This is a genomic window from Enterococcus sp. AZ020, assembly GCF_050499205.1.
Lineage (GTDB): Bacteria > Bacillota > Bacilli > Lactobacillales > Enterococcaceae > Enterococcus_L > Enterococcus_L dunnyi.
Window position 1 is genome coordinate 1,846,963 of record NZ_JBIPAT010000001.1, and the last position, 20,386, is coordinate 1,867,348.

Here is a 20,386-nt window from a genome sequence, read left to right on the forward strand (position 1 = left end):
TCAATGCTATACTCCAATTATAGATTGTGAAAGCGCAATCTGCAAGCAGAATAAAAAGCGTTTTAGCTAACAAAAAATCAATATTGGAGGATAAGGTGGATGAACATAGAATTTCCAAAAAGCTTCTTTTGGGGAGCTGCATCGAGTGCAACACAAGCGGAAGGCAGACAAGCAGGAGATGGAAAAGGAGAAAATATTTGGGATTATGCTTCTAAAAAGTATAATCATCGATTTTATGAAGGTGTAACGACAGAAAATACCTCGTATTTTTATCGGGATTATCGAGAAGACATTCAAAGAATGCAGGATATTTCTTTTAACTCTTTCCGGACCTCGATTTCCTGGTCACGTTTGATCCCAGATGGCATTGGAGATGTGAATCCTAAAGCAGTGTCATTTTACAATGACATGATCGATACACTGATTGAAAAAGGCGTTGAACCATTTATCAATTTGTACCACTTTGATATGCCGATGGAATTACAGAAAATCGGCGGATTTGAAAATAGAGAAGTGATAACCGCATATAAAAACTATGCGAAAACTTGTTTTGAATTATTTGGGGATCGAGTGAAATACTGGTTTACGTTTAATGAGCCAATGATTCCGGCTGAAGCAGGGTATCTTCATGATCGACATTATCCGTATGTTGTTGATTTTAAACGTGCAGCAACGGTTTTACACCATATCATCGTGGCTCATTGTGAAGCAGTTAGCGCCTATCGTGAATCAAAACAGGAGGGAAAAATCGGTATCATCATGGATGTGATCCCAGTGTATCCAAGAAGCCAAAATCCGGCAGATCTGTATGCAGCAGAGATGGCAGACCTTTTCTATACGAAAAGTGTGAATGATGCGATTTTAAAAGGAAAGTACCCAGAGAAACTGAAAGAAGTGTTAGTAGAATATGATCAATTACCGGAAGTTACGGAGGAAGACATAGCGCTGATCAGTGAAACGAAAATCGACTTATTAGGCATCAATTACTATCGACCTCGTAGAGTCAAAGCCAAAGAATATTTACCGAATCCACAGGTTTTTTTTTCACCTGAATGGTTCTTTGACGAATATGTGATGCCGGGCAGACGGATGAATGCGTCACGAGGGATCGAGATTTATCCAAAAGGAATTTATGATATTGCTAAAAAAATTCAAACAGAATATGACAACATCGATTGGTTTGTTTCTGAAAATGGGATCGGGATCGAAGGAGAAGAAGCTTTCATCTCAGAAGGGATCGTTCAAGATCAATACCGTATCGATTTTTTGAAGGAACATTTGAGGTATTTGAACAAAGCAATGGAAGAAGGAAGCAACTGTCTTGGTTATCATATGTGGACGTTTGTGGATTGCTGGTCATGGGGCAATGCCTATAAAAATCGATATGGTTTTTATCGCTTGGATTTAGCGACAGGAGAAAAGACGGTGAAGAAATCTGGGTTGTGGTTTAAAGAAATGGTGAAGGAAAATGGGTTTGATTAAAGAAAGGAAGACAGATTCTTATGATGAAGACGTTTGATAGTTTAGCAATGAAGTTACTGCCGATCGCGAATGCGATCGGTAACCAGCGGCATCTACAGGCGATTCGAAATGGATTGATTTCGATTTTACCATTAACGATCGTTGGATCATTTTTTACAATACTGCTGAATTTACCGATTCCAGGCTATTCAGAATTGATCGCTCCGTATTTGGCAGCGCTGGATGTTCCATTTCGATTTACGGTTGGGTTGATGTCTTTGTATGCAGCGTTCACGATCGGCTCTTTTTTGGGCAATACGTACAATTTAGACAAGATCACTAGTGGATTTCTTTCCATGCTGGCTACATTACTGATGGTTGTGCCGATCAATCTTCAAGAAGGAGTAGATATTGCCGGCAATGCGGTTGCTGGCGGCCGTTATATTCCAATTACACCATTAGGTTCGCAGGGACTGTTTGGAGCGATCGTTGCCGCACTGATCTCTGTGGAGATTTATCGCTTTACTAAAGAAAAGAACTTGGAAATAAAAATGCCGGAGGGAGTTCCACCAGTCGTTGGAGAGTCTTTTGCAGCCTTATTGCCTACACTATTAGTGATTCTGATTTTTTGGATCCCTAGACATTTCTTTGATTTTAATTTGAATGATCTGCTCAGTCTAGCAATTTCACCCCTAAAGGTTTTCTTGACTGGAAATAATTTGTTTGGCGGGATCATCACTCAATTTATGATTTGTCTATTTTGGGTCTTAGGTATCCACGGGCATGCCGTTTTAGGACCAATTATCCGCCCATTTTGGGATCAGGCAATTTTAGAAAATGCTGAATTGTTTCAAAATGGGACCAGCGCCTTTCATCTACCTAATATTTTCACAGAGCAATTTTATCAATGGTACGCTCAAATGGGTGGAACAGGTGCAACACTAGCATTAGTATGTTTATTTCTATTTTCTAAATCAACCTATTTGAAGCAATTAGGCAAATTGTCGATTCTACCTGGAATCTTTAATATCAATGAACCAGTGATCTTCGGAACACCGATCGTGATGAATCCTTTGTTAGCGATCCCATTTATTTTAGTGCCGATCGTGAATACGATTTTAGTCTATATAGTGACCGCTTTAGGGTGGATGCCAAAAATGATGGTCAAGCCGCCATTTTCAATACCGGCCCCACTAGGAGCACTAATCACCTCTAACTGGAATTGGGTAGCTTGTGTAATGGTATTCGTTTGTTTTGCAGTATCGTTAGCGATTTACTATCCTTTCTTTAAAATGTTCGAAAAGATTCAAGTAGAACAAGAGTCGCAGGAAGCGGCAGCTGAAAGCGCTGATGCGTAAGCTAAAAAAGGAGTGGACAAGATGCTTTATATAATCTATGGTGGAATTATTTTTGCTACACATTATTGGCTAAAAGAAAATCAGTGGGTACTGCAAAAAAGATTACGCCATGTGATTTTTGTGACTCTTTTGACTATAGGTGCAGCGATAATAATCAGTACGTGGTTAGGTAGCTTGATTCCAGTTATTGTGATGACCTTAGTGGCAGCAACGATTTTACAAAGTAAGTACCTGAGTCAATTGGCTGTTCGAAAAATCAAAAAATAGTAAAAAAGTGAGTCGATCTTTTCGAACGATACTAGTCGTTCTACTCATTGACTCACTTTTTTGCTGATTCTATTTCTACTTCTTTATCTTTCAAGGCATCTTCGATTTCTTTATGCAGGAAGTAAGAAATCACTGTTCGAATCACGACTAAAATCGCCAATTTTAAAATATCTTGAAAGGTGGGCTTAATGATCGATTCGATGATATCTGCAGCAATCAGTATCTCCAAGCTTAATAAGATATAGCTGCCTAAAAAACTTTTGATGAAATTATTTTGGCGTGTCATGACGATTCGGTTTCTATTTGTGCGTTCACTTTTAACGAAGTCGATGCCGGCAACGATAACTCCCCACACTAAAATAGCGATCGAGAAGACATTCAACGCTAAAATAAACAGATCAAAAAAAGGGATCAAATCATTCATGATTGTTTGTGCTAAATCGTGCATTCAACGATCCTCCTTATTCTCACGTTATTTTTTGTGCAGAGACTAATAACATCATCGGTCTGCGTAGTTCATTTCTCATATCTGCACTGGCTTTCAGCATTTCAGGTGCCGGCATTGGCTCAACGACTCGAGTGATTCGAAAGCCATTTGTCAGTAAACCATCTAAATAGGTGGTCAATGTTTTATGGTATTTCATGACCGTTTCGCCTAAAAAAGTTGTTTCACGAATACTTTCATCAAAGTAACGGTCTACCGGCCAATAAATTGGCTGCCCATTTTGGTCATAGATCCAGTCCTCTGCTCCTTGAGCAGTAAATATTGGGTGTTCAGCAGAAAAAATAAAGTTTCCATCTGGATTTAAACACTGATTCACTTTTTTTGCGATGTCATCAAAAGATCGAACATAATGGAGTGCTAATGAACTAATGATAATATCAAAGTGTTCATTCAATCCTTCGATTTCTTCCATCCCCATCAGCTGATAAGTGATTTTTGGAGAAGTTGTCATTTCTTTCGCTTTATTGATCATTTTTTCAGAAAGGTCGATCCCAATGACTTTTTCTGCCCCTTGGTCAACAGCATAACGGCAGTGCCAACCATACCCGCAGCCCAGATCTAAAACGGTTTTTCCAGAAAAATCAGGCAATAATTTTTTTAGTTCGTGCCATTCTCCTGCACCTTCCAGACCTTTCCTCGATCGATCCATTTGACTGTAAGCTTCAAAAAAAGCCGGATTATCGTACTCATTTTTCATCATGAAGCCTCCTTTAGACCTGTGTTTTTACTATACATTTTATTCTATCAGATTTTTAGGTGAATACCCATTAAAGAGTGTTAGCTAAAAGTATGACCACAAGTGCTTAAGACTTTGATCGCTTGCTCTTTATCTTTATTTTTGATCAATAGATAATCTGTATTATAGGTTGATAAGGCGAAAATAGAGATGTTATTTTCTGCTAAAGGGTTGGCTAATTGTGTGAGAATACCCACTAAAGAAAAATCTAAAACGCCAGTGATTTGGATAATGAACCATCCGGGATCGACAGCTAATGCATTGGTTGTATCGATCAAATCCGTTGGTGCGATGATCGAGCATTCATCATCTGTATACGTGACGCTTTTAAAGGTTTTTAGCTCATGGAGAGATTTTGGGATATTATAAGTTACTGGAAATTGAATGATCGAAAAATCGACTGAGTCTATTAGTGTAAGGCGCATGTATTTTCTCCTTTGAACTAAATTGATGTTTGGAAAGAAACCTGGCCATCACCGATTGGTATTGAGGGGTTTCCTGTATCTTCAAAGCCCGCATATTTACATAGGGAGCGTGTAAAATTTTTATCTTCAGTTATTAGCAGTATTAAGTGAGTAACTTCTGGGAAATGCTCTTTAACAAATTCAGGAAGTAATTGAAGCGCTCTGGTTGCGTGTCCTTTTCGCAGATGGCGATAATCTGTTGAGATATCTTCTACGACCAAACAATTTGTATCGTATGGCTCATCAGAACAGCGGTGCAAAGTGAAAAAATTTACCAAAAGTCCATCTTCAAAGGCTAAAACAGAGAAGCGCTGCGAATCATTGACTGCTATTTGAGGTTCTCGGACATAGCGAAGTTTTCGTTCAGACAAACAGTAATTAGCAATGAGTGATTTGTGTGACTCATTATACAGGGTAAGGTACATGACTATTCCTCCTACTTCGTTAAGCGATAAGCGACAACTGATGAAAATGTATTCTATCTATAGTATAGCCTGTTTACTATTTTTTTGTAGTGATTTTCTGACGATTGTTTGAAAAAAATAAAACTGCTGGCAACGACTAGTGCTTTGCCAGCAGTTTACTTTATTTTATTTGGCGATTGTCATTTTTTGACAAGGTACTTACTTTTTTTATGTGGGCAACAGTGATCATCCGTATTTGCTGATTATCTTCTTGTAATCGTAACATGATTGAGTCTCCAATCGTTTTAGAGACGATCCATCCGGCAACTGTTTCGAATTTTTGAGAAGTCGGCACTTCTTTTAATTGTAAAACAACTAAGCTCTTTTGAGCAGAAGCAATTTGTAATTTCTTAAGAATTTCTTCACGCTCTTTGTTTTTATGTTGTTTATCTTTAGCGTCGTCTAAAAATGCCGAAAAGAAACTTTGGGAAGATTGGCTGATCAATTTTGAAATGCTTTTCATTGTTGATTTGTGGTCATTATCCATTCTTCTTCCTCCTTTACGAATTTACTGCGTTTATCAGACACTGATCGTTCAGATAGTACTATTCTACCTAATAAATGTAAAAATTTCAAGAAAATATGTTCGCTTTCATTTTTCTAAAAAGGATTGCTACTTGATTTTTTCGTTAGATTCAGTAATATAAGGAGTACAGATTACTCTTTCGTGATCTGCTTTTGAAAGTACTTAGAAATGAGAAAGACTTTCAGCTTAAAAGAGGGAGATATCCATGAAACCAACTAAGAAGTCAAACACCTATATAATAGCATTACTTACTGTGACCGCTTTTGCGGGAGCACTTTTAGCAAAGGTAGCACCGATGGAAGAAGGACATGGCTTTTCAGCGGTGTTTAATGAGAAGCCGAAAGAAGAAGTGAAACCGACCGAAACAAGTGAAAGTAAAAAAGAGCCAAAAAAAGAAAAAAAATTGACTTATGTAGAACAAGTCAATGAAAATCTAACCCAAGGGAAATATGCTAACCGTATGCCGATCAAGCTGTTACTGCAAACCGATGATCGCTGGAAAGCGACAACCTATGGAATAGGTAATCCAGATGGCGATACGTTAGAAATCAATGGCTGTGCAATCTTATCTTTAGCAATGGTGGCTACTTATCTAGATCAAAAGGACCAGACACCGCAAGACATCCTGAACTGGTCAAAAAATGATTATTATTTAGAAGGTGAAGGAACGGCTTGGGCAGCTTTTTCTGATTTTGCTATGGTCAAAGGCTACCAGTTTCAAGATTTGGAAACGGATATAACAGCCGTCGAAGAACATCTAAAACAAAACCATCCAGTGATCATTTCAGTCAAACCCGGCCTATTTACAGAAACAGGCCATATCATGGTGCTTAGCGGAACGAATAATGGTAAGTTTTGGGTCAATGATCCTAACGATACAGAGGAAAAAGGACACTCTACAAAAGAATTCACTGCAGATGAGCTATTGAATGAGGCGTTGAATTTTTGGGTGATTTACAAATAATTTATAGCAGAACAAGGAATGTGATTGAAGTAATTCCCTGTTCTGCTTATTTTCAATGAAAAGAAAGCGTTTTTTTATTTGTGGAAAATCATTGACATGGGATGGTTCCCACAAAGTACAATAAAGATATAAAAAGGAAACGGAGTGAACCGAATGAAAATTATTATCGAAAAAGACTTTGAAGCAATGAGTGAAACCACGAAAAATATTTTACTTGGTCATATGAGCCAGGATAAACGTGTCAATTTATCAATTACAGCAGGGAATACACCTGTTGGCGTATATAAAAGAATGGTGGAGATCGTGAAAGATTCACCAGATTATGCGAATGTTCATTACTATAATTTTGATGAAATTCCTGTACCTGATCAGGCGGAAGGAATCACTATTTCAGATTTGAGAAAATTATATTTCACGCCTGCAAATACCAGTGAAGAAAACATTCATCCTTTAACAGTAGAAAATTATGCAGAACAAGACAAGCGTTTAGCGTTAGCTGGCGGTTTAGATGCGATGATGATCGGTTTAGGCGCAGATGGGCATTTCTGTGGCAATATGCCTACGACTACAAGCTTTGAGAATTTAACCTACAAAGTAAAAGTGACAGGGGATGAGCCGTGGTTTGTTCCAGGTGAAATGATCAAAGGCATGGAATTTGTCACAATGGGTCCTGTCAGTGTATTAAAAGTGAAGCATTTGATTTTGATCGTCAATGGCACGAAAAAAGCAGAAATGGTCAAAAAAGTTCTTCAAGGGCCAGTAACAGAAGAATATCCGGCATCTGTATTACAGCTACATCCGAACTTGACAGTGATTCTTGATGAGGAAGCAGCAAGTCAATTAGATAAATAAATCCTAGAAAGAGAGCGAAAAGAACTAAGAACCAGTTTTATTTCGCTTTCTACACTTGAATAACTGGCGCGAAAAAAAGCAGTTACTACGCTACCATCCGATTACGTCGAATTCTAAGTGCTAAAGCACTAAGATTTGAGGGTTTTGGAAATAGGCTGAACACTTTTTTCACGCCTCTTTTTTTACGTCGTTTACAAACGTACGTTCCCGTGTTATTCTAGTATAAACGAAAAAAGGTGGGAAAGTCTATGGAAAAAAAGCGTTGTGACTGGGCAAATGGTAGTGAACTGGAAGAAAAATATCATGATGAAGAGTGGGGAACAGCAGAACATGACGATCGTAAGCTTTTTGAGATGTTAGTTTTAGAAAGTATGCAGGCAGGTTTGAGTTGGTCGACGATTTTGAAAAAGAGAGCGACGATGGCGCAAGCTTTCGATCAATTTGATTATGAAAAAATCGCTGAATACCAACAAGAGAAAATCGACTCCCTATTGCAGGATCCTGGGATCATCAGAAATAAGCTTAAAATTGCTGCGGCGATCAATAATGCACAAGCATTTATGCGCATTCAAAAAGACTATGGCAGCTTTGATCGATTTATTTGGTCATATGTGGAAAATCAACCGATTCGAAATAACTGGAAAGATATCAAGGATGTTCCGGCTACGACTGAATTGTCAGATAGAATCAGCAAAGATTTAAAGAAATTAGGATTCAAATTTTTAGGGACGACAACGGTCTATGCTTTTTTACAGGCTACAGGAATTGTAGATGATCATTTGCAGGGCTGTTTTAAGAATGTTAAACATTGATTTTATTTTCTGAAAATCGATTGGCGAGTTTCGATCCCATGTTTATAAAAACAATGCAAAAAATAGAAACGACCTCTTGTACTTTTTTTAAAATAAGATAAGCTTAAATGGATGGATTGTAGATAGTTATTATGTTAGGTCGCCTTTTTTGGTGTTGGTTGGTAGCATCACTTAAAGAGCATTGTTTGAATAAGGAGGGATTTGGACAAGGTGACAGACATATACAAAGAGATTAATGCCAACTATGAAAAACTATCAGAGGCTGAACAAGAGGTTATTGACTTTATCCTAAAATTTGAAGACATCGGAAATCTGAAGTTGAAAGATATTAAAGATAAACTGTATGTATCAAATGCAACAGTCATTCGGGCGTGTAAAAAGCTGAATTATGCGACTTTTAATGAATTAAAGTATGCATTTGTGCGTTCAATGAAGGAAGAAAAAGATAAGCTTCCTATAGAGGCTGATTTTCTTCAAATTTTGGAAGGAATAAAGAAAGATATGCTAACAACATTAGAACTTGTCGATGAAAAAGAACTAGATTTGATTTGTGATTGCCTGCTTCAATCACGTAGAATCTTTTGTGTCGGAACAGGTTCCAGTTCGCAAGTGGCTTCTGAGTTTAATCGTAAGTTAAAATTGATTGATTTGTGGACGAATGATTATTCAGATAAATTTTCAATTGAACGCATACCGCAAATTAGTACAGATCAGGATGTTGTTGTTGTTTTCTCACTGAGTGGAGAAGTAAGTGAGATCAATGAGATCATGATGCGAGCGGAAAGTAACGGAACTAAGGTTATTGCTGTGACCAATATATCCGCTAACCAGTTGAAATCATTAAGTACGTATTCAGTACCGATGTATAGCAGCCCTAACAACCGCAAGAAACTTCGATCTCGGTTGATGCTGTATGTAATGAGCACATTGATTTATGAAAAATTAGTCATAAAAATACCTATTGAATAAAAAATATTCAATAGGTATTTTTATTCGAGATGTTTTATTTAACAAGATTTTTCATCTTATAAGGCATATTATGGCCTTGATGATAGTAAAATCGGAAACGAGAGATGAAATTAAAAGTGGAATAGTTTAGGAGAAATTTGTTATTACATATATCGATTTTACTGAGTGTGAGACCATTTAGAGAATCGGTGTTACTTTTATGAACGTTACGATTCTGGAAATGTGTTCATCTTTACAAAGTTAATTTTGCTTCAATCTTTTATTTTTATTAGGTAACCATTTAATTCTTTCTGTTTTTTTTATCATTCTTAGAGTAGAAATATTAATTTTTTATTGATATGATTGTTAATAGAGTTGTAAAGTGATTAGGGGGAGAAAACCATTGGAGATAGTAGATGTTTCAAATTGGTTAGAGGATGACACCGATGCTTCTGGGTCTAGAAAGAAGCAGTGGCTTAAGAGTGAGAATCACCTATATCTATTTAAAGAACCAAAAGATCGTGGAGAACTTTATGCTGAACATTTAGCTTACAAAATAGGAATTGAACTTTTTGATCTAAACATACCGGAAACTAATGTAGCAATTCGTAATGGAGTGGAAGGAATCTTGTCTAAAAATTTTGTTGATAGCGACAAAGTTCAATTTTCTGAGATAAGTGATTATTTTGAAAAGAGGAATCCGGAGTTTGATCCAGAAAATCTTTTTCATTATCAATTAGATTCTTGTATTGAGATTGTAGAGGAATTGAATTTGATGGAAGATTTTTTTAATATGTGCTTGTTTGATAGTATCATTGCTAACCAAGATAGACATTGTGAAAATTGGGGAATATTACAAAGTAGTAGTCCTTTAGCGCCAGTTACTTTATTTGCACCTTTGTATGATAATAGTCCCTCTTTAGGTTGTTTACTACGGTACGATGAATTAGAAGAATATTTGAAGTTAGAAGAAAAATTTAAAAAATATACAACAAAAGCAAGAACGTTATTCTCCATTGGAACTAATAAAAAAGTGAAAATCAACGAGTTGATTTGTTATCTAAAGAAAATAGATGATTCTTTATTGAAGAAGAATTTTGACAGGTTTTCTGTAAAAAGTTATGATAAGATATATAATATAGTTGACTCTGTTGACGAAAACTATCTTTGCTCGAAGAGAAAAGAATTGGTTACACAATTAATTTTGCATAGAATAATTACTTTAGAAACCTGGATTTTAGAAAAGAGGTAGAAAAATATGAATAAAAAGTTATGTTTACTGTGGCAAAATACTTCTACTAGACAATGGTATCATGTGGGGAATTTAGAATTTACCGCAAATGATTATTTATTTTACTATGAAATAAGACAGCAAAGAAGAGGTGTGCAAGAGGCTTTAGATAATGGATATCAACTACACCCTGCTTTTCCTGATTTGAAAGAAAAATATCGAGCGAATCGTTTGTTTAATACATTTTCTAGAAGATTGCCTAATTTCAAAAGATCTGATATTAAAGAGAAATATAGTCGTTTAGGATTCGAAAATTCAGATGACGCTTATGAACTTTTTGTACTAACAGGTGGAAAGCTAGCTGGAGATAATTATGAGTTTGTCAAACCGGTCGAACGAAGCAAGGATGGCAAACATCTGGCATTTGATTTTTATGTTCGTGGGCTGAGACATTATACTAATACAGACTTTGAGTTGCCGAAAGGAGCACGATTAAATTTTAGGGTAGATAAAAAAAACGAGTATGACGGTTGTGCTGTGGAAGTTATTTGTAACGACAAGCGAATTGGTTATGTTCCAGCATTTTACTCGCCATTTATTAAACAAGCACTAGAAAATAACGAAGAAATTGTGCTTGGAAAAGTTACTTTTGATAGTCAAGAGGCTTCTAGATTTAGAATGCTAATGGAAGTAACAATTGAGTTGAGTGAAAGCAATCATAAAGTAAATGTAGAACATTGTTTTACATGTCTATAAAAACGATATCAATAAAAGTTAATAGGTCTAAGAGAAAACCAAAAGTTATCTCTTAGACCTATTTTATTTTTTGATTTTTTGTTGCGCCCATGTCGCTGAATATTGTTCACCAGCAGTTAGGTCATATTGGATATAATTATAATCAGCTAAAATCTCTTTCTGTGCTTTGGTCAATTCATTTTCAGAAATCATCTTATTTTTATCAGTGACAAAAATTTGTTTGCCGTTATAGCGATTTGAAACACTTGATACAGGATCGATCGTTGCTGCGGGAAGATCGTTTGCAACTTGTGTTAGTAACGCATAAAACGGTGTGACTTTGATATTTGCTTGTTCGAATGCTAAAGCAGAGAAGTTATTTGGAGAAACAACTTTTTTATTTAGCTTCTGCATCTGTTCACGACTATAAGCATTACTGTAGATAAAATAATCTGTTTCATGATGCTCCAAACCATATTTTTTCATATCATTTCCACTGTATAGAGGAGGTAAATGATCGCCATAAAAGACAAATGTGATTGGTTTTTGAATTTTATCTAGTTCCTCTATAAATTCTTTGACAGCTTTATCTGTGTAATTCAGACCCTGCATGAATGTTACTAATTCGTGTTTTTTACTGTCAATTACAGCAGTTCCCTCAAAGCTGAAGTCATTTTGATCGTAAAAATCACCATAAGGCATATGATTTTGCATTGTTGAAAGCTGAATAAACTGAGTGGTTTCAGTATTACTTTGTAATGCTTTGAGTGTTTCTTTATAAGCAGACTCATCTGAAATATATCTATTTCTAGCGATTTTATCTGTATAAGTCAATTTGTCAGGACTGTCAACGTAGTAAAATTGTTCAAAACCAAATTTTTCAAATACTTCTTTTCGTTTATATAAAGAAGCGGTAAAAGGGTGAATCGCGATTTTTTCATCGAATAGATTTGTGATATTTGGACTGATCTGTTGGCTATCGACAAGCTGAGTATAAGGTGTAACTAATGTTGGCGATAAACTGCTTATGTCCAAACCGGTCAAGCCTTGCCATTCGATATTTGCTGTACCGCCGCCGTAGCCAGACGACAGCATCAGGCCACTCGTAGTGTCCTTTTTGATCTGTGAAATTTCAGGAATCGGATTACCTGAAACAGTGACATTAGGTAATCGTGAAGGATCACTGAAGCTCTCGCTCAAATTCAAAATCAGTGTTTGGTTGTTCAACCAGTCATGCCTTGTTTTGTTGATATTTTCTGCTTCTGCATCATATTTCTTCATGATCTCTTCGATTTTTTCTTTAGAATACCCTTCTGGCTCTGGCATGATCTCAATATCTATATTGTTCAAAAACTGAATGATCGGTCCGTTTTCTCTTACAGCATCTCCTTGGTTAAAGAATGTCTTATTCACTCTAAACAGGTTGAAAAGAAGATAAGAAGGTGAATTTTTGTGATTAATAAAAAAGACACCAGAAAGTAAAACAAGCAACGTCAGAATTCCAACGACTCTTTTCTTCCAATTAAATTTAAGGGCATAGCGATGTTGTAATTTCCGTTGGATAATAATGCTGGAAATGGTTAAGAAAATCACGATAATAATTCCAGCTACTATCAATATTGGACTGACCATCGCCAATAATTCAGAAATACTATTCAGCATTTTTAAGTCAGAAGGAAAAACAGGTTCTTCTCTGAGTGTGACTTTTAGTACGCTGGAAACGGTGAGTAGTAAATCGATAACCAATGTAATCGAAAAAACATACCAAAAACGGTTTGTAAGTAATAACAATAATAAAAAGAAAGCCATAATAATAAATGTAGTCAAAACTAAAATAGACTGACGCTGAGCAAATACCTTAAGCGCAACTTGGATGGTTTGCTTCCAGCCCTCTTTTTTTTCTAGTAAGAAGATTTGTATGAAGGTAAAGAAGTAAAAGAAAATACCGACATAGAAAATTGCTCTTTTTTTATAGATCCATTCTTTTACAGCACGGAGCTTTTGAGATAGTTCAGACAAGGAATTAAAGGCTAAATAATTATTTATTTTTTTGAAAGGCCATGTTTTTTGCAGCAAGAGACATACTAAAGTAAATAGAATAGCTGCGAGTATATAGATTCCTGCAAACTCAAAAATATTCAAAAGCCAAGCTTTGCCGGAAGTTGGGAATGATTTCTTTTCGTAAGTGGTTACTCGATAGCTGATCAATGGCCAATAGGCAAGAACGATCGTAGTAATCAAACTTGTGGAAAGAATAGGTCCTTTTACTCGTAAAGCCATTTTTTGTGACAGCCATTGCAAGAAGATGAACAGGCTAAGCGTATAGTACATAGAAAATAAAGAATAGGGTACAGAAAAACGATTAGCAGTAGAGGCATCACCTCTGACGATCAAGGAAATTTGAGTCATCAGCAGAATCAACCCACCAAGGATTACTACACTAAAAGCAAGATGCAAAAAGCTGAATTTCAATTTATTGATCCAGTTGAACTGTTTGATTATATAACCTAAAAAGAATAGATAGAAAATCCATATAATGTTTTGCCCCTCTTGAAATCCCCATAAATCTTTACTGAATAAGGTTGGTAAGATGACAAACATCAGTGTCAAAGCAAAAAACAGTTTCTTCAACAATTTAGGTGAAGCTTGTTCCAGCCATTTGCTCAGCTGTGGGGTACTACAAAATAATAGTACACAGGAAACAGCATAAATAAAGTAATTTTGGCTGATCGGAAAGAATCCTAACCAATAATCGCGCGGATTCAATACAGAATAACGAACATAAAAAAAGACATTGCTGCATAATCCGATAAAGAGATAGAGTAGAAAGAATCGGCTTAAATAACTAAACACATTCTTTCTATAAATTTTTTGGTAATGATACCCCATATACAAAGGGATCAGATTTAAGCCTGCTCCTGCAATGACTTTCATAAATGAATAAATATAAAAACGTCCAGGATTTGTTGCATATTGAGGTATCTCAACTGCAGAGAGCAACACTCGCTGTAAGATAATCAAAAGACAAGCCGCTAAAATAGGTAAGACATCATAATTTCTAGATTTTGTTTCTGTCAAAATACACACCTGCCATATACATGTTTAATGATACAAGTTCCAAACGAAGAACTTGTATCATCGATCTCAATCTATAGTACCGTAGAATATGTGCTTTTACAATAAAATACACATATAAAAAGCATTGAAAAGATAGATAAAAGAGATTAGCTTTCTTTGAAATGTTCCTCATAAACCAGCATTAGTTTGTCAAAACTTTGGGCGTCAGGAATCAAAGGAATCATCACTATCGGTATGGTATCAGTTTGAATTTCAGGAATGTTTGTAATGACACAATCATAGTCGGATAAAGATTTTTCAACATCCGCAAGTGTCGTCACACGAATTGGTGTGCAGGAGAAACGGCCTCTTAAATAATAGGTGATTCGCTCGGACAGCATCTGCATATACTCCATACTGATATCAAATAAAAGGCAGGCATTTAATGTTGGTGTCGAGGCTTCTAGTCGATCTAACAAATTTGGCCAATAAGTAAATAGCATCGAAATAGATTCATAAACCATGTATTCTTTATAAGGATTTGAATAGAAGATCGCTTGCAGTGAATGGATAATTTCTGTCGGTAAATGTCCATATAGATTTTTAACGCCTAGAAAGAACTCTTTATTACGATCGTATAGGATATATGTCCGTCCATGAGTCATGCAATCCAAATTATAAAGTTGTAAAAAAATAGCTTCGAAATTATGACACTCACAGTCCATCCTGCGTTCGATTTCACGAATTAAATGGATGATTTTTTGATATTTAAGCCGTTCTTGATGATCGCTTTTGATCAACTTCTTTGCAGATTCAAGAGAATCCACATAGTCATTACTAAAGAACAAGAAGAAAAATGTGTTCAGAGTTTTAGGGGTCAGGGATAATTGAAACTGGGCAAAAAATTCATTACAGGCATGTGTATCCTCAAGGATCGAAAACACCTTTTTAGGAACATCATAGAACTGATTTTCGTTATTGTATTTTAAAAGATTGATTACTGTATATGTATAAAGCCGCAAACGATTCAACAAAGAGAAATACATCCTGTAAGATTTACGGCCGGGAAGAGCTTGTTTAACGATTTGTAAACCAACTTGGTCTAAAGAAGCAAGCTGAGCAGCTGTCAAAAGTTTTTCTGCTACACCGTATCGTTCTTGAAAGTAACAGTGCATAAAGTTACAAATACTATGTGGGTCGCCAATTAACTGCATTTTCTTCAAATTGATCGTAAAGCCTTCTAATTGAAGCTGCTGGTTGACTCGTTGAACAATTCGTTTGATCGTCGAAATACTGATGTACAGGTCGTCAGCCAAATCGATAATAGTAGAAAAATTATGTAAAAAGATTTTTTCGATCAGTTGAAATTCAATACTGTTTTTTAAGAATTTCTGATAAATGCTTGATATACAGAAGTCAAGATTTGTCGCTAGACGTAATCCGTATTTTTTTGAGGTTTCAATGGTTGTTGGTGTTAAGAGCGCTTCTAGTTCAATAATATCTGATTTGAGTGTTTTTACAGGAACATTCAAGATTTCGGAGGCTCTTGGAAAGGTGACCCAATCCGCATCTGCTAGGAGTTCTAATAGTTCTAATTGGCGTCTGGTTCGAGAGGAGAAAATAGCCTTCATGATATCATCACTTTCTTATTCTTTGTTTTTTTATAATTGTTCATCATGCTTTGAACTAAATTTCATTATAATATTATTTTAACTCTAAATATACCAATTTGTCTAGATAGTATTTGGGTTTAAACAACTTATTATTGAAATGGTTGTTAAAATATCGGTTCAATTTTTTATTTTGAAGAGAAAAATATGATCCTTTTTTTAAATAAAAAACGTTATTTAATTTCCAATCTGTGTGGAAAGCCTTACTTGGATATAAAAAACTAAAAAAAGGTCAAATCTGTCGTTTTTTTTCCCTTAAATGACCTTTTTGTTTGGCTCAGAGTCTTTACACTAGGAATGAGCCAATTGATGGCAAAAAATGAATGGAGGAAAATTATGAACAAGTTAACAGGATGGACAATGATAGCAACGGTTGCTTTAGGTGGGGCGAGTGTGTTGTTTGCTGCTGAGGCAGATGCACATGGATATGTTGAAAGCCCGGTAAGTCGAGGTTATCAGGGGGTATTAGATCGTAATACATTGGGATGGACTGAAGCGTTTAATAAGTACGGGAACGTGATCACTAATCCACAATCATTAGAAGCGCTTAAAGGATTTCCGCAACAAGGACCTGCTGATGGACGTATAGCATCAGCGGATGGAGGACTTGGTCAGATAGGAGATTATGTGCTAGATAGTACTGGTGTCGATCGTTGGAAAAAACAAGAAGCAAAAACAGGTGTAAATACATTTACTTGGAAATATACAGCACCACATTCTACATCAAAGTGGCATTACTATATCACTAAAAACGGTTGGAACCCAGAAAAACCATTAGCGAGAGAAAATATGGAGTTGATTGGTGAAATCAAGCATGACGGATCGACTGCAACCAATAACAGATCTCATCAAGTGACGATTCCAAGCGATCATACAGGATACCACGTTGTATTAGCTGTTTGGGATGTAGCGGATACTCCTAATGCATTTTATAATGTGATCGATTTAAACTTGAGCTCAGAGGGAACGACGCCGCCTATAGAAGAAGCACCTGCGAAGCCAACGAATATAAAAACATCAGAAGTGACAGTTTCCACTGTGAAGCTAACGTGGGATGCTGTATCCAATGTAAAAGAGTACAATGTTTACCGTGATGGTAAAAAAGTTGGTACAGTCGGCGGCACACAATTTAATGATTCAAATTTAGCGGAGAATACAACGTACTCGTATCAAGTGGAAGCTGTAGGCACAAATGGAAAAGTCTCTGAGAAAAGTGCAGCAGTGAAAGTAACTACGCAATCATCAGCAGTAGAAGATAAGGAAAAACCAACGGTACCGACAAATCTTCATTCAATGGGAACAACGGCAAATTCAGTCGATTTGATGTGGACAAAATCTGCACACTTTTTGGGTGTTAAAGAATATGATGTATATCGTGATGGCAAAAAAGTAGCGACAACAACAGCAACTCGTTTCAAAGATACAGGGTTGAAAGCTGAAACAACATACACATATACAGTTAAAGCAATCAGTCTTGGCGGGAATGTGTCAGAAGAAAGTGCAGCATTTTCTGTAACAACTAAAGAGGCTAGTGGTCAAATCACGACATGGGAAGTAGATAAAACCTATGATACTGGAGATCGCGTGTTTTATGAAGGCTTAGAATATGAAGCAAAATGGTGGACGAAAGGAAATCAGCCAGATCAATCAGATGTGTGGAAACTCCTTCCGAACCAAGTTGCAGAATGGAATGTAAATAAAGCTTATGATGGCGGTTTAAAAGTAACCTTCCAAGGGAAAACGTATCAAGCAAAACATTGGACAAAAGGTGACCAACCAGGAGCGTCTTCTGTGTGGGAACTTGTATAATCTAAATCATTGAGCATAATTAACTTAAAAGAGTCCAGAACAAAACTATTTTCTAGTTTTGTTCTGGACTCTATTTCTTAATAAACGGTGGCCAAAAGTCAGTTTCTTCGGCGATTTCGCAAAAGCCGAGTAGTACAAAAGCGTATTGTTTGGTTTTTGTATTCCCCGAATCTAAACGACTTTTGTCTCATCCTTATTTTCGTGCGGCTACTCTTTTTTCGTCACTGGAAGCCAGACCTCAAACGTTGCATTATTTGGATTTGCATCCAGATAAAGCTCGATATCAGGACCATTTGCATACTCATATCCAGAGCTTGGCAGCCAGTCAGTCACGATCCGTTTCTCCAACTCCTGAATGGCATGTGGCATAGCTCCTTGTCCAGTAAAAATCGCCCAAGTAAATGATGGGACAATGTATTCAACGAGCTTGCCGGAAATTGCCTGATCGCTCGCAACAGCAATGTAGTATGACATTCCTTTACTTCCTTTTAGATCACTGTCTACACTCATATCTCCATCAAAACCTGCACTGATTCCTAAAACCCCCTCAGGTTCTTGGTTCATCATAGGCAGCATTGAATTGAGTGTGCCATCCATACTGATTTGCTGCCAAAACTTCGGTACTTCAGCAAAATTTTCCTCTATGTTTGCAGATAATTCTTTTTGTGCGCCGATCACACGAAAGGCCTCTTTTGTTTCGATCCGATATTCCATCTCTACATCTCCTTTGATCGTAATCTGGAATTTGATTCTAGGAAAAGAAGTCAAGCGACTGCCTTCTTGCTGTGCCTCAGAAGGTGTGATGCCATGCTGTTTTTTGAAAGCTCGGGTAAATGAATTCGGTGACTCATAGCCATATTTAATGGCCACATCGATCACTTTTGCTCCTTGCTGCAATTCTACACCAGCCAATGATAATTTTCGCCGCCGAATATAGACTGCTAAAGGTACGCCTACCATGTAAGAAAATACGCGCTGGTAATGATAAGAAGAGCAATACGCGATTTTTCCTAACTCAGCCACATCTATTTCCTCTGTCAAATGATCTTCAATATACGTCAATGTTTGTTCCAGTCGAGTAACCCATTCCATATCTAATCAACTCCTACCTTTAGTCTAACGATTCTAGCTTTAGTTTACCTCACTTTCTCTGCCCAAAAAAGAGGGACTTCCTTTTTTACGATTGATTGGTTTATATAAGTCAAAACGTTTATACTATAATCAAAAGAACAAAGGAGAGAACCGATGAAATATGAATGGCGTAAACAAGAAAAAGAACTTTATTTACCAAAAGCAAAACCAACAGAAATCACAGTGCCAAAACAAAATTTTTATACGATCACAGGCAAAGGTGACCCAAACAGCGAGCAATTCAGTGAAGAAACAGCAGCGCTTTATGCAATGTCCTACGGTATCCGTATGATGCCGAAAAGAGGAGTCACACCGGAAGGTTATTTTGAATATACGGTGTACCCGTTGGAAGGGATTTGGACGATGTCGGATGAAGCGATCATGGAAGGTAGAGACTTTGACAAAGCGGATCTAGTCTATAAGATCATGATCCGTCAACCGGAATTTGTTACAGAAGAACTGGCATTAAAAAACCTTGCGGAAATCTCTGAGAAGAAACCGAATCCGAATAATCGACACGTGAAATTTGAAACGATCGAAGATGGCAGAGCCTTGCAAATGCTGCATGTCGGGCCTTACGATGATGAAGCAAAGACCTTTGAGATCATGACGAAGTATTGCGAGGAGCATCAGCTGAAAAAAAGAAGACTGGATCATCGGGAAATCTATTTATCTGATCCAAGAAAATCAGCACCAGAAAAAATGAAAACTGTTTTGCGGTATTTTTTAGAGGAATAAACGAATAGATATAATTGCAAATATAGGATCTTATAAGAAACTTAAGAAAATATCGTTACATAAATATTTCTTTTGTGTTACAATTTGGTTACAGAAAAAAGGAGTGTTTAGTATGAAAAAAACATGGATCGTTGGTTTATCAGTATTATTTTTAGTAGGTTGTTCTGAAGAAAAGCAAAAGGAAACAGAAGCTAGCTCTTCTAGCGTACAAAGTTCGCAAACTACACAACAAAAAAAGATAGAGGAAAAATCATCGAAATCATCGAGTATATCGTCACAAATGAATGAGGCCCTGCCTTTAGATCAGCATTCTGATTCAGCTGTGGCCAATGATTCAAGTGAAAGTGTTACTATTGATAGTTCTGAGGTAAATGAAAATGCGGATGTGAATGCGGTAACACCTGCACTGCTAAGAGGAACATGGGTGGGGAACAATGATGAAGTAGATATTGAATTCACGATAACAGAGAACACGATTATTTCAAATGGTCAAACGTATGCTGTCACTGATTTCTCTCAGAGTGGAAATACATATACCATTTATTGGGATATTGATAGTGTGGCAAACCCAGGTAATCCACAGCCCTTTATTTATACTTATTCACCAGAGACTGATGAATTAAGTAATAGCATCATTTTTCATCGTAAATAAACCTGA

At 36.6% G+C, this 20,386-nt stretch carries 20 protein-coding genes; 12 read left to right on the forward strand and 8 right to left on the reverse strand.

Annotated elements, in window-relative coordinates; all coding sequences use genetic code 11:
- The first annotated feature begins 99 nt into the window (after positions 1-99).
- Genes IGI58_RS08995 through IGI58_RS09005 form a run of 3 tightly spaced genes read left to right on the forward strand, consistent with a single transcriptional unit; the run spans position 100 to position 3,086 of the window.
- Entirely contained in the window at positions 100-1,482 is a 1,383-nt protein-coding gene (locus tag IGI58_RS08995; protein WP_429953721.1) for a glycoside hydrolase family 1 protein, read from the forward strand.
- A 23-nt stretch (positions 1,483-1,505) separates the two neighbouring features.
- The gene (locus tag IGI58_RS09000; protein ID WP_429955332.1) at positions 1,506-2,819 is read left to right on the forward strand and encodes a PTS sugar transporter subunit IIC; all 1,314 of its coding nucleotides are present in this window, start codon (positions 1,506-1,508) and stop codon (positions 2,817-2,819) included.
- Between the two features lie 21 nt (positions 2,820-2,840).
- Positions 2,841-3,086: a hypothetical protein gene (locus IGI58_RS09005; protein WP_429953720.1), complete on the forward strand. Its 246-nt coding sequence runs from the start codon at positions 2,841-2,843 to the stop codon at positions 3,084-3,086.
- Between the two features lie 52 nt (positions 3,087-3,138).
- Here the strand turns inward: IGI58_RS09005 and IGI58_RS09010 are convergent, their stop codons facing one another.
- The 5 genes from IGI58_RS09010 to IGI58_RS09030 form a co-directional block, all read right to left on the reverse strand.
- Positions 3,139-3,534 (reverse strand): DUF1622 domain-containing protein, encoded by a 396-nt coding sequence (locus tag IGI58_RS09010; RefSeq protein WP_087640588.1) that lies wholly within the window; start codon positions 3,532-3,534, stop codon positions 3,139-3,141.
- Between the two features lie 19 nt (positions 3,535-3,553).
- Positions 3,554-4,288 carry a class I SAM-dependent methyltransferase gene (locus tag IGI58_RS09015; RefSeq protein ID WP_429953718.1) on the reverse strand — a complete coding sequence of 245 codons (735 nt, stop codon included), beginning with the start codon at positions 4,286-4,288 and terminating at the stop codon, positions 3,554-3,556.
- A gap of 80 nt (positions 4,289-4,368) precedes the next feature.
- Complete coding sequence (locus IGI58_RS09020) at positions 4,369-4,752, reverse strand: ACT domain-containing protein (protein WP_429953717.1); 384 nt, start codon at positions 4,750-4,752, stop codon at positions 4,369-4,371.
- A gap of 17 nt (positions 4,753-4,769) precedes the next feature.
- Complete coding sequence (locus tag IGI58_RS09025; RefSeq protein WP_087640591.1) at positions 4,770-5,216, reverse strand: GNAT family N-acetyltransferase; 447 nt, start codon at positions 5,214-5,216, stop codon at positions 4,770-4,772.
- Between the two features lie 160 nt (positions 5,217-5,376).
- Complete coding sequence (locus IGI58_RS09030) at positions 5,377-5,742, reverse strand: hypothetical protein (RefSeq protein ID WP_087640592.1); 366 nt, start codon at positions 5,740-5,742, stop codon at positions 5,377-5,379.
- A gap of 244 nt (positions 5,743-5,986) precedes the next feature.
- On the opposite strand from IGI58_RS09030, the gene IGI58_RS09035 reads away from it, so the two are divergent.
- The 6 genes from IGI58_RS09035 (at position 5,987) to IGI58_RS09060 (ending at position 11,344) form a co-directional block, all read left to right on the forward strand.
- Positions 5,987-6,745 carry a C39 family peptidase gene (locus IGI58_RS09035; RefSeq protein ID WP_429953716.1) on the forward strand — a complete coding sequence of 253 codons (759 nt, stop codon included), beginning with the start codon at positions 5,987-5,989 and terminating at the stop codon, positions 6,743-6,745.
- A 153-nt stretch (positions 6,746-6,898) separates the two neighbouring features.
- Positions 6,899-7,597 carry a glucosamine-6-phosphate deaminase gene (locus IGI58_RS09040; RefSeq protein WP_429953715.1) on the forward strand — a complete coding sequence of 233 codons (699 nt, stop codon included), beginning with the start codon at positions 6,899-6,901 and terminating at the stop codon, positions 7,595-7,597.
- 248 nt (positions 7,598-7,845) lie between these two features.
- Positions 7,846-8,409, forward strand: coding sequence for a DNA-3-methyladenine glycosylase I (locus IGI58_RS09045; protein ID WP_429953714.1), 564 nt, complete (start codon positions 7,846-7,848; stop codon positions 8,407-8,409).
- Positions 8,410-8,619: 210 nt separating this feature from the next.
- Positions 8,620-9,378, forward strand: a complete 759-nt coding sequence (locus IGI58_RS09050) for a MurR/RpiR family transcriptional regulator (protein WP_429953713.1) — start codon at positions 8,620-8,622, stop codon at positions 9,376-9,378.
- 382 nt (positions 9,379-9,760) lie between these two features.
- Positions 9,761-10,609 carry a HipA domain-containing protein gene (locus tag IGI58_RS09055; protein WP_429953712.1) on the forward strand — a complete coding sequence of 283 codons (849 nt, stop codon included), beginning with the start codon at positions 9,761-9,763 and terminating at the stop codon, positions 10,607-10,609.
- Between the two features lie 6 nt (positions 10,610-10,615).
- Positions 10,616-11,344: an HIRAN domain-containing protein gene (locus IGI58_RS09060; RefSeq protein ID WP_429953711.1), complete on the forward strand. Its 729-nt coding sequence runs from the start codon at positions 10,616-10,618 to the stop codon at positions 11,342-11,344.
- Between the two features lie 63 nt (positions 11,345-11,407).
- Here IGI58_RS09060 and IGI58_RS09065 read toward each other — a convergent pair whose 3' ends face one another.
- Entirely contained in the window at positions 11,408-14,401 is a 2,994-nt protein-coding gene (locus tag IGI58_RS09065; RefSeq protein ID WP_429953710.1) for a sulfatase-like hydrolase/transferase, read from the reverse strand.
- A 146-nt stretch (positions 14,402-14,547) separates the two neighbouring features.
- The gene (locus tag IGI58_RS09070) at positions 14,548-16,011 is read right to left on the reverse strand and encodes a helix-turn-helix domain-containing protein (protein ID WP_429953709.1); all 1,464 of its coding nucleotides are present in this window, start codon (positions 16,009-16,011) and stop codon (positions 14,548-14,550) included.
- Positions 16,012-16,386: 375 nt separating this feature from the next.
- Between IGI58_RS09070 and IGI58_RS09075 the strand changes: the two genes are divergently transcribed.
- Positions 16,387-17,859 (forward strand): lytic polysaccharide monooxygenase, encoded by a 1,473-nt coding sequence (locus IGI58_RS09075; RefSeq protein WP_429953708.1) that lies wholly within the window; start codon positions 16,387-16,389, stop codon positions 17,857-17,859.
- A 207-nt stretch (positions 17,860-18,066) separates the two neighbouring features.
- On the opposite strand, the gene IGI58_RS09080 is transcribed toward IGI58_RS09075, so the two are convergent.
- Positions 18,067-18,951: an AraC family transcriptional regulator gene (locus tag IGI58_RS09080; RefSeq protein WP_429953707.1), complete on the reverse strand. Its 885-nt coding sequence runs from the start codon at positions 18,949-18,951 to the stop codon at positions 18,067-18,069.
- Between the two features lie 153 nt (positions 18,952-19,104).
- Between IGI58_RS09080 and IGI58_RS09085 the strand changes: the two genes are divergently transcribed.
- Both IGI58_RS09085 and IGI58_RS09090 read left to right on the forward strand, forming a co-directional pair.
- Entirely contained in the window at positions 19,105-19,728 is a 624-nt protein-coding gene (locus IGI58_RS09085) for a GyrI-like domain-containing protein (protein ID WP_429953706.1), read from the forward strand.
- A 112-nt stretch (positions 19,729-19,840) separates the two neighbouring features.
- The gene (locus IGI58_RS09090) at positions 19,841-20,380 is read left to right on the forward strand and encodes a hypothetical protein (protein ID WP_429953705.1); all 540 of its coding nucleotides are present in this window, start codon (positions 19,841-19,843) and stop codon (positions 20,378-20,380) included.
- The last annotated feature ends 6 nt before the right edge of the window (positions 20,381-20,386 follow it).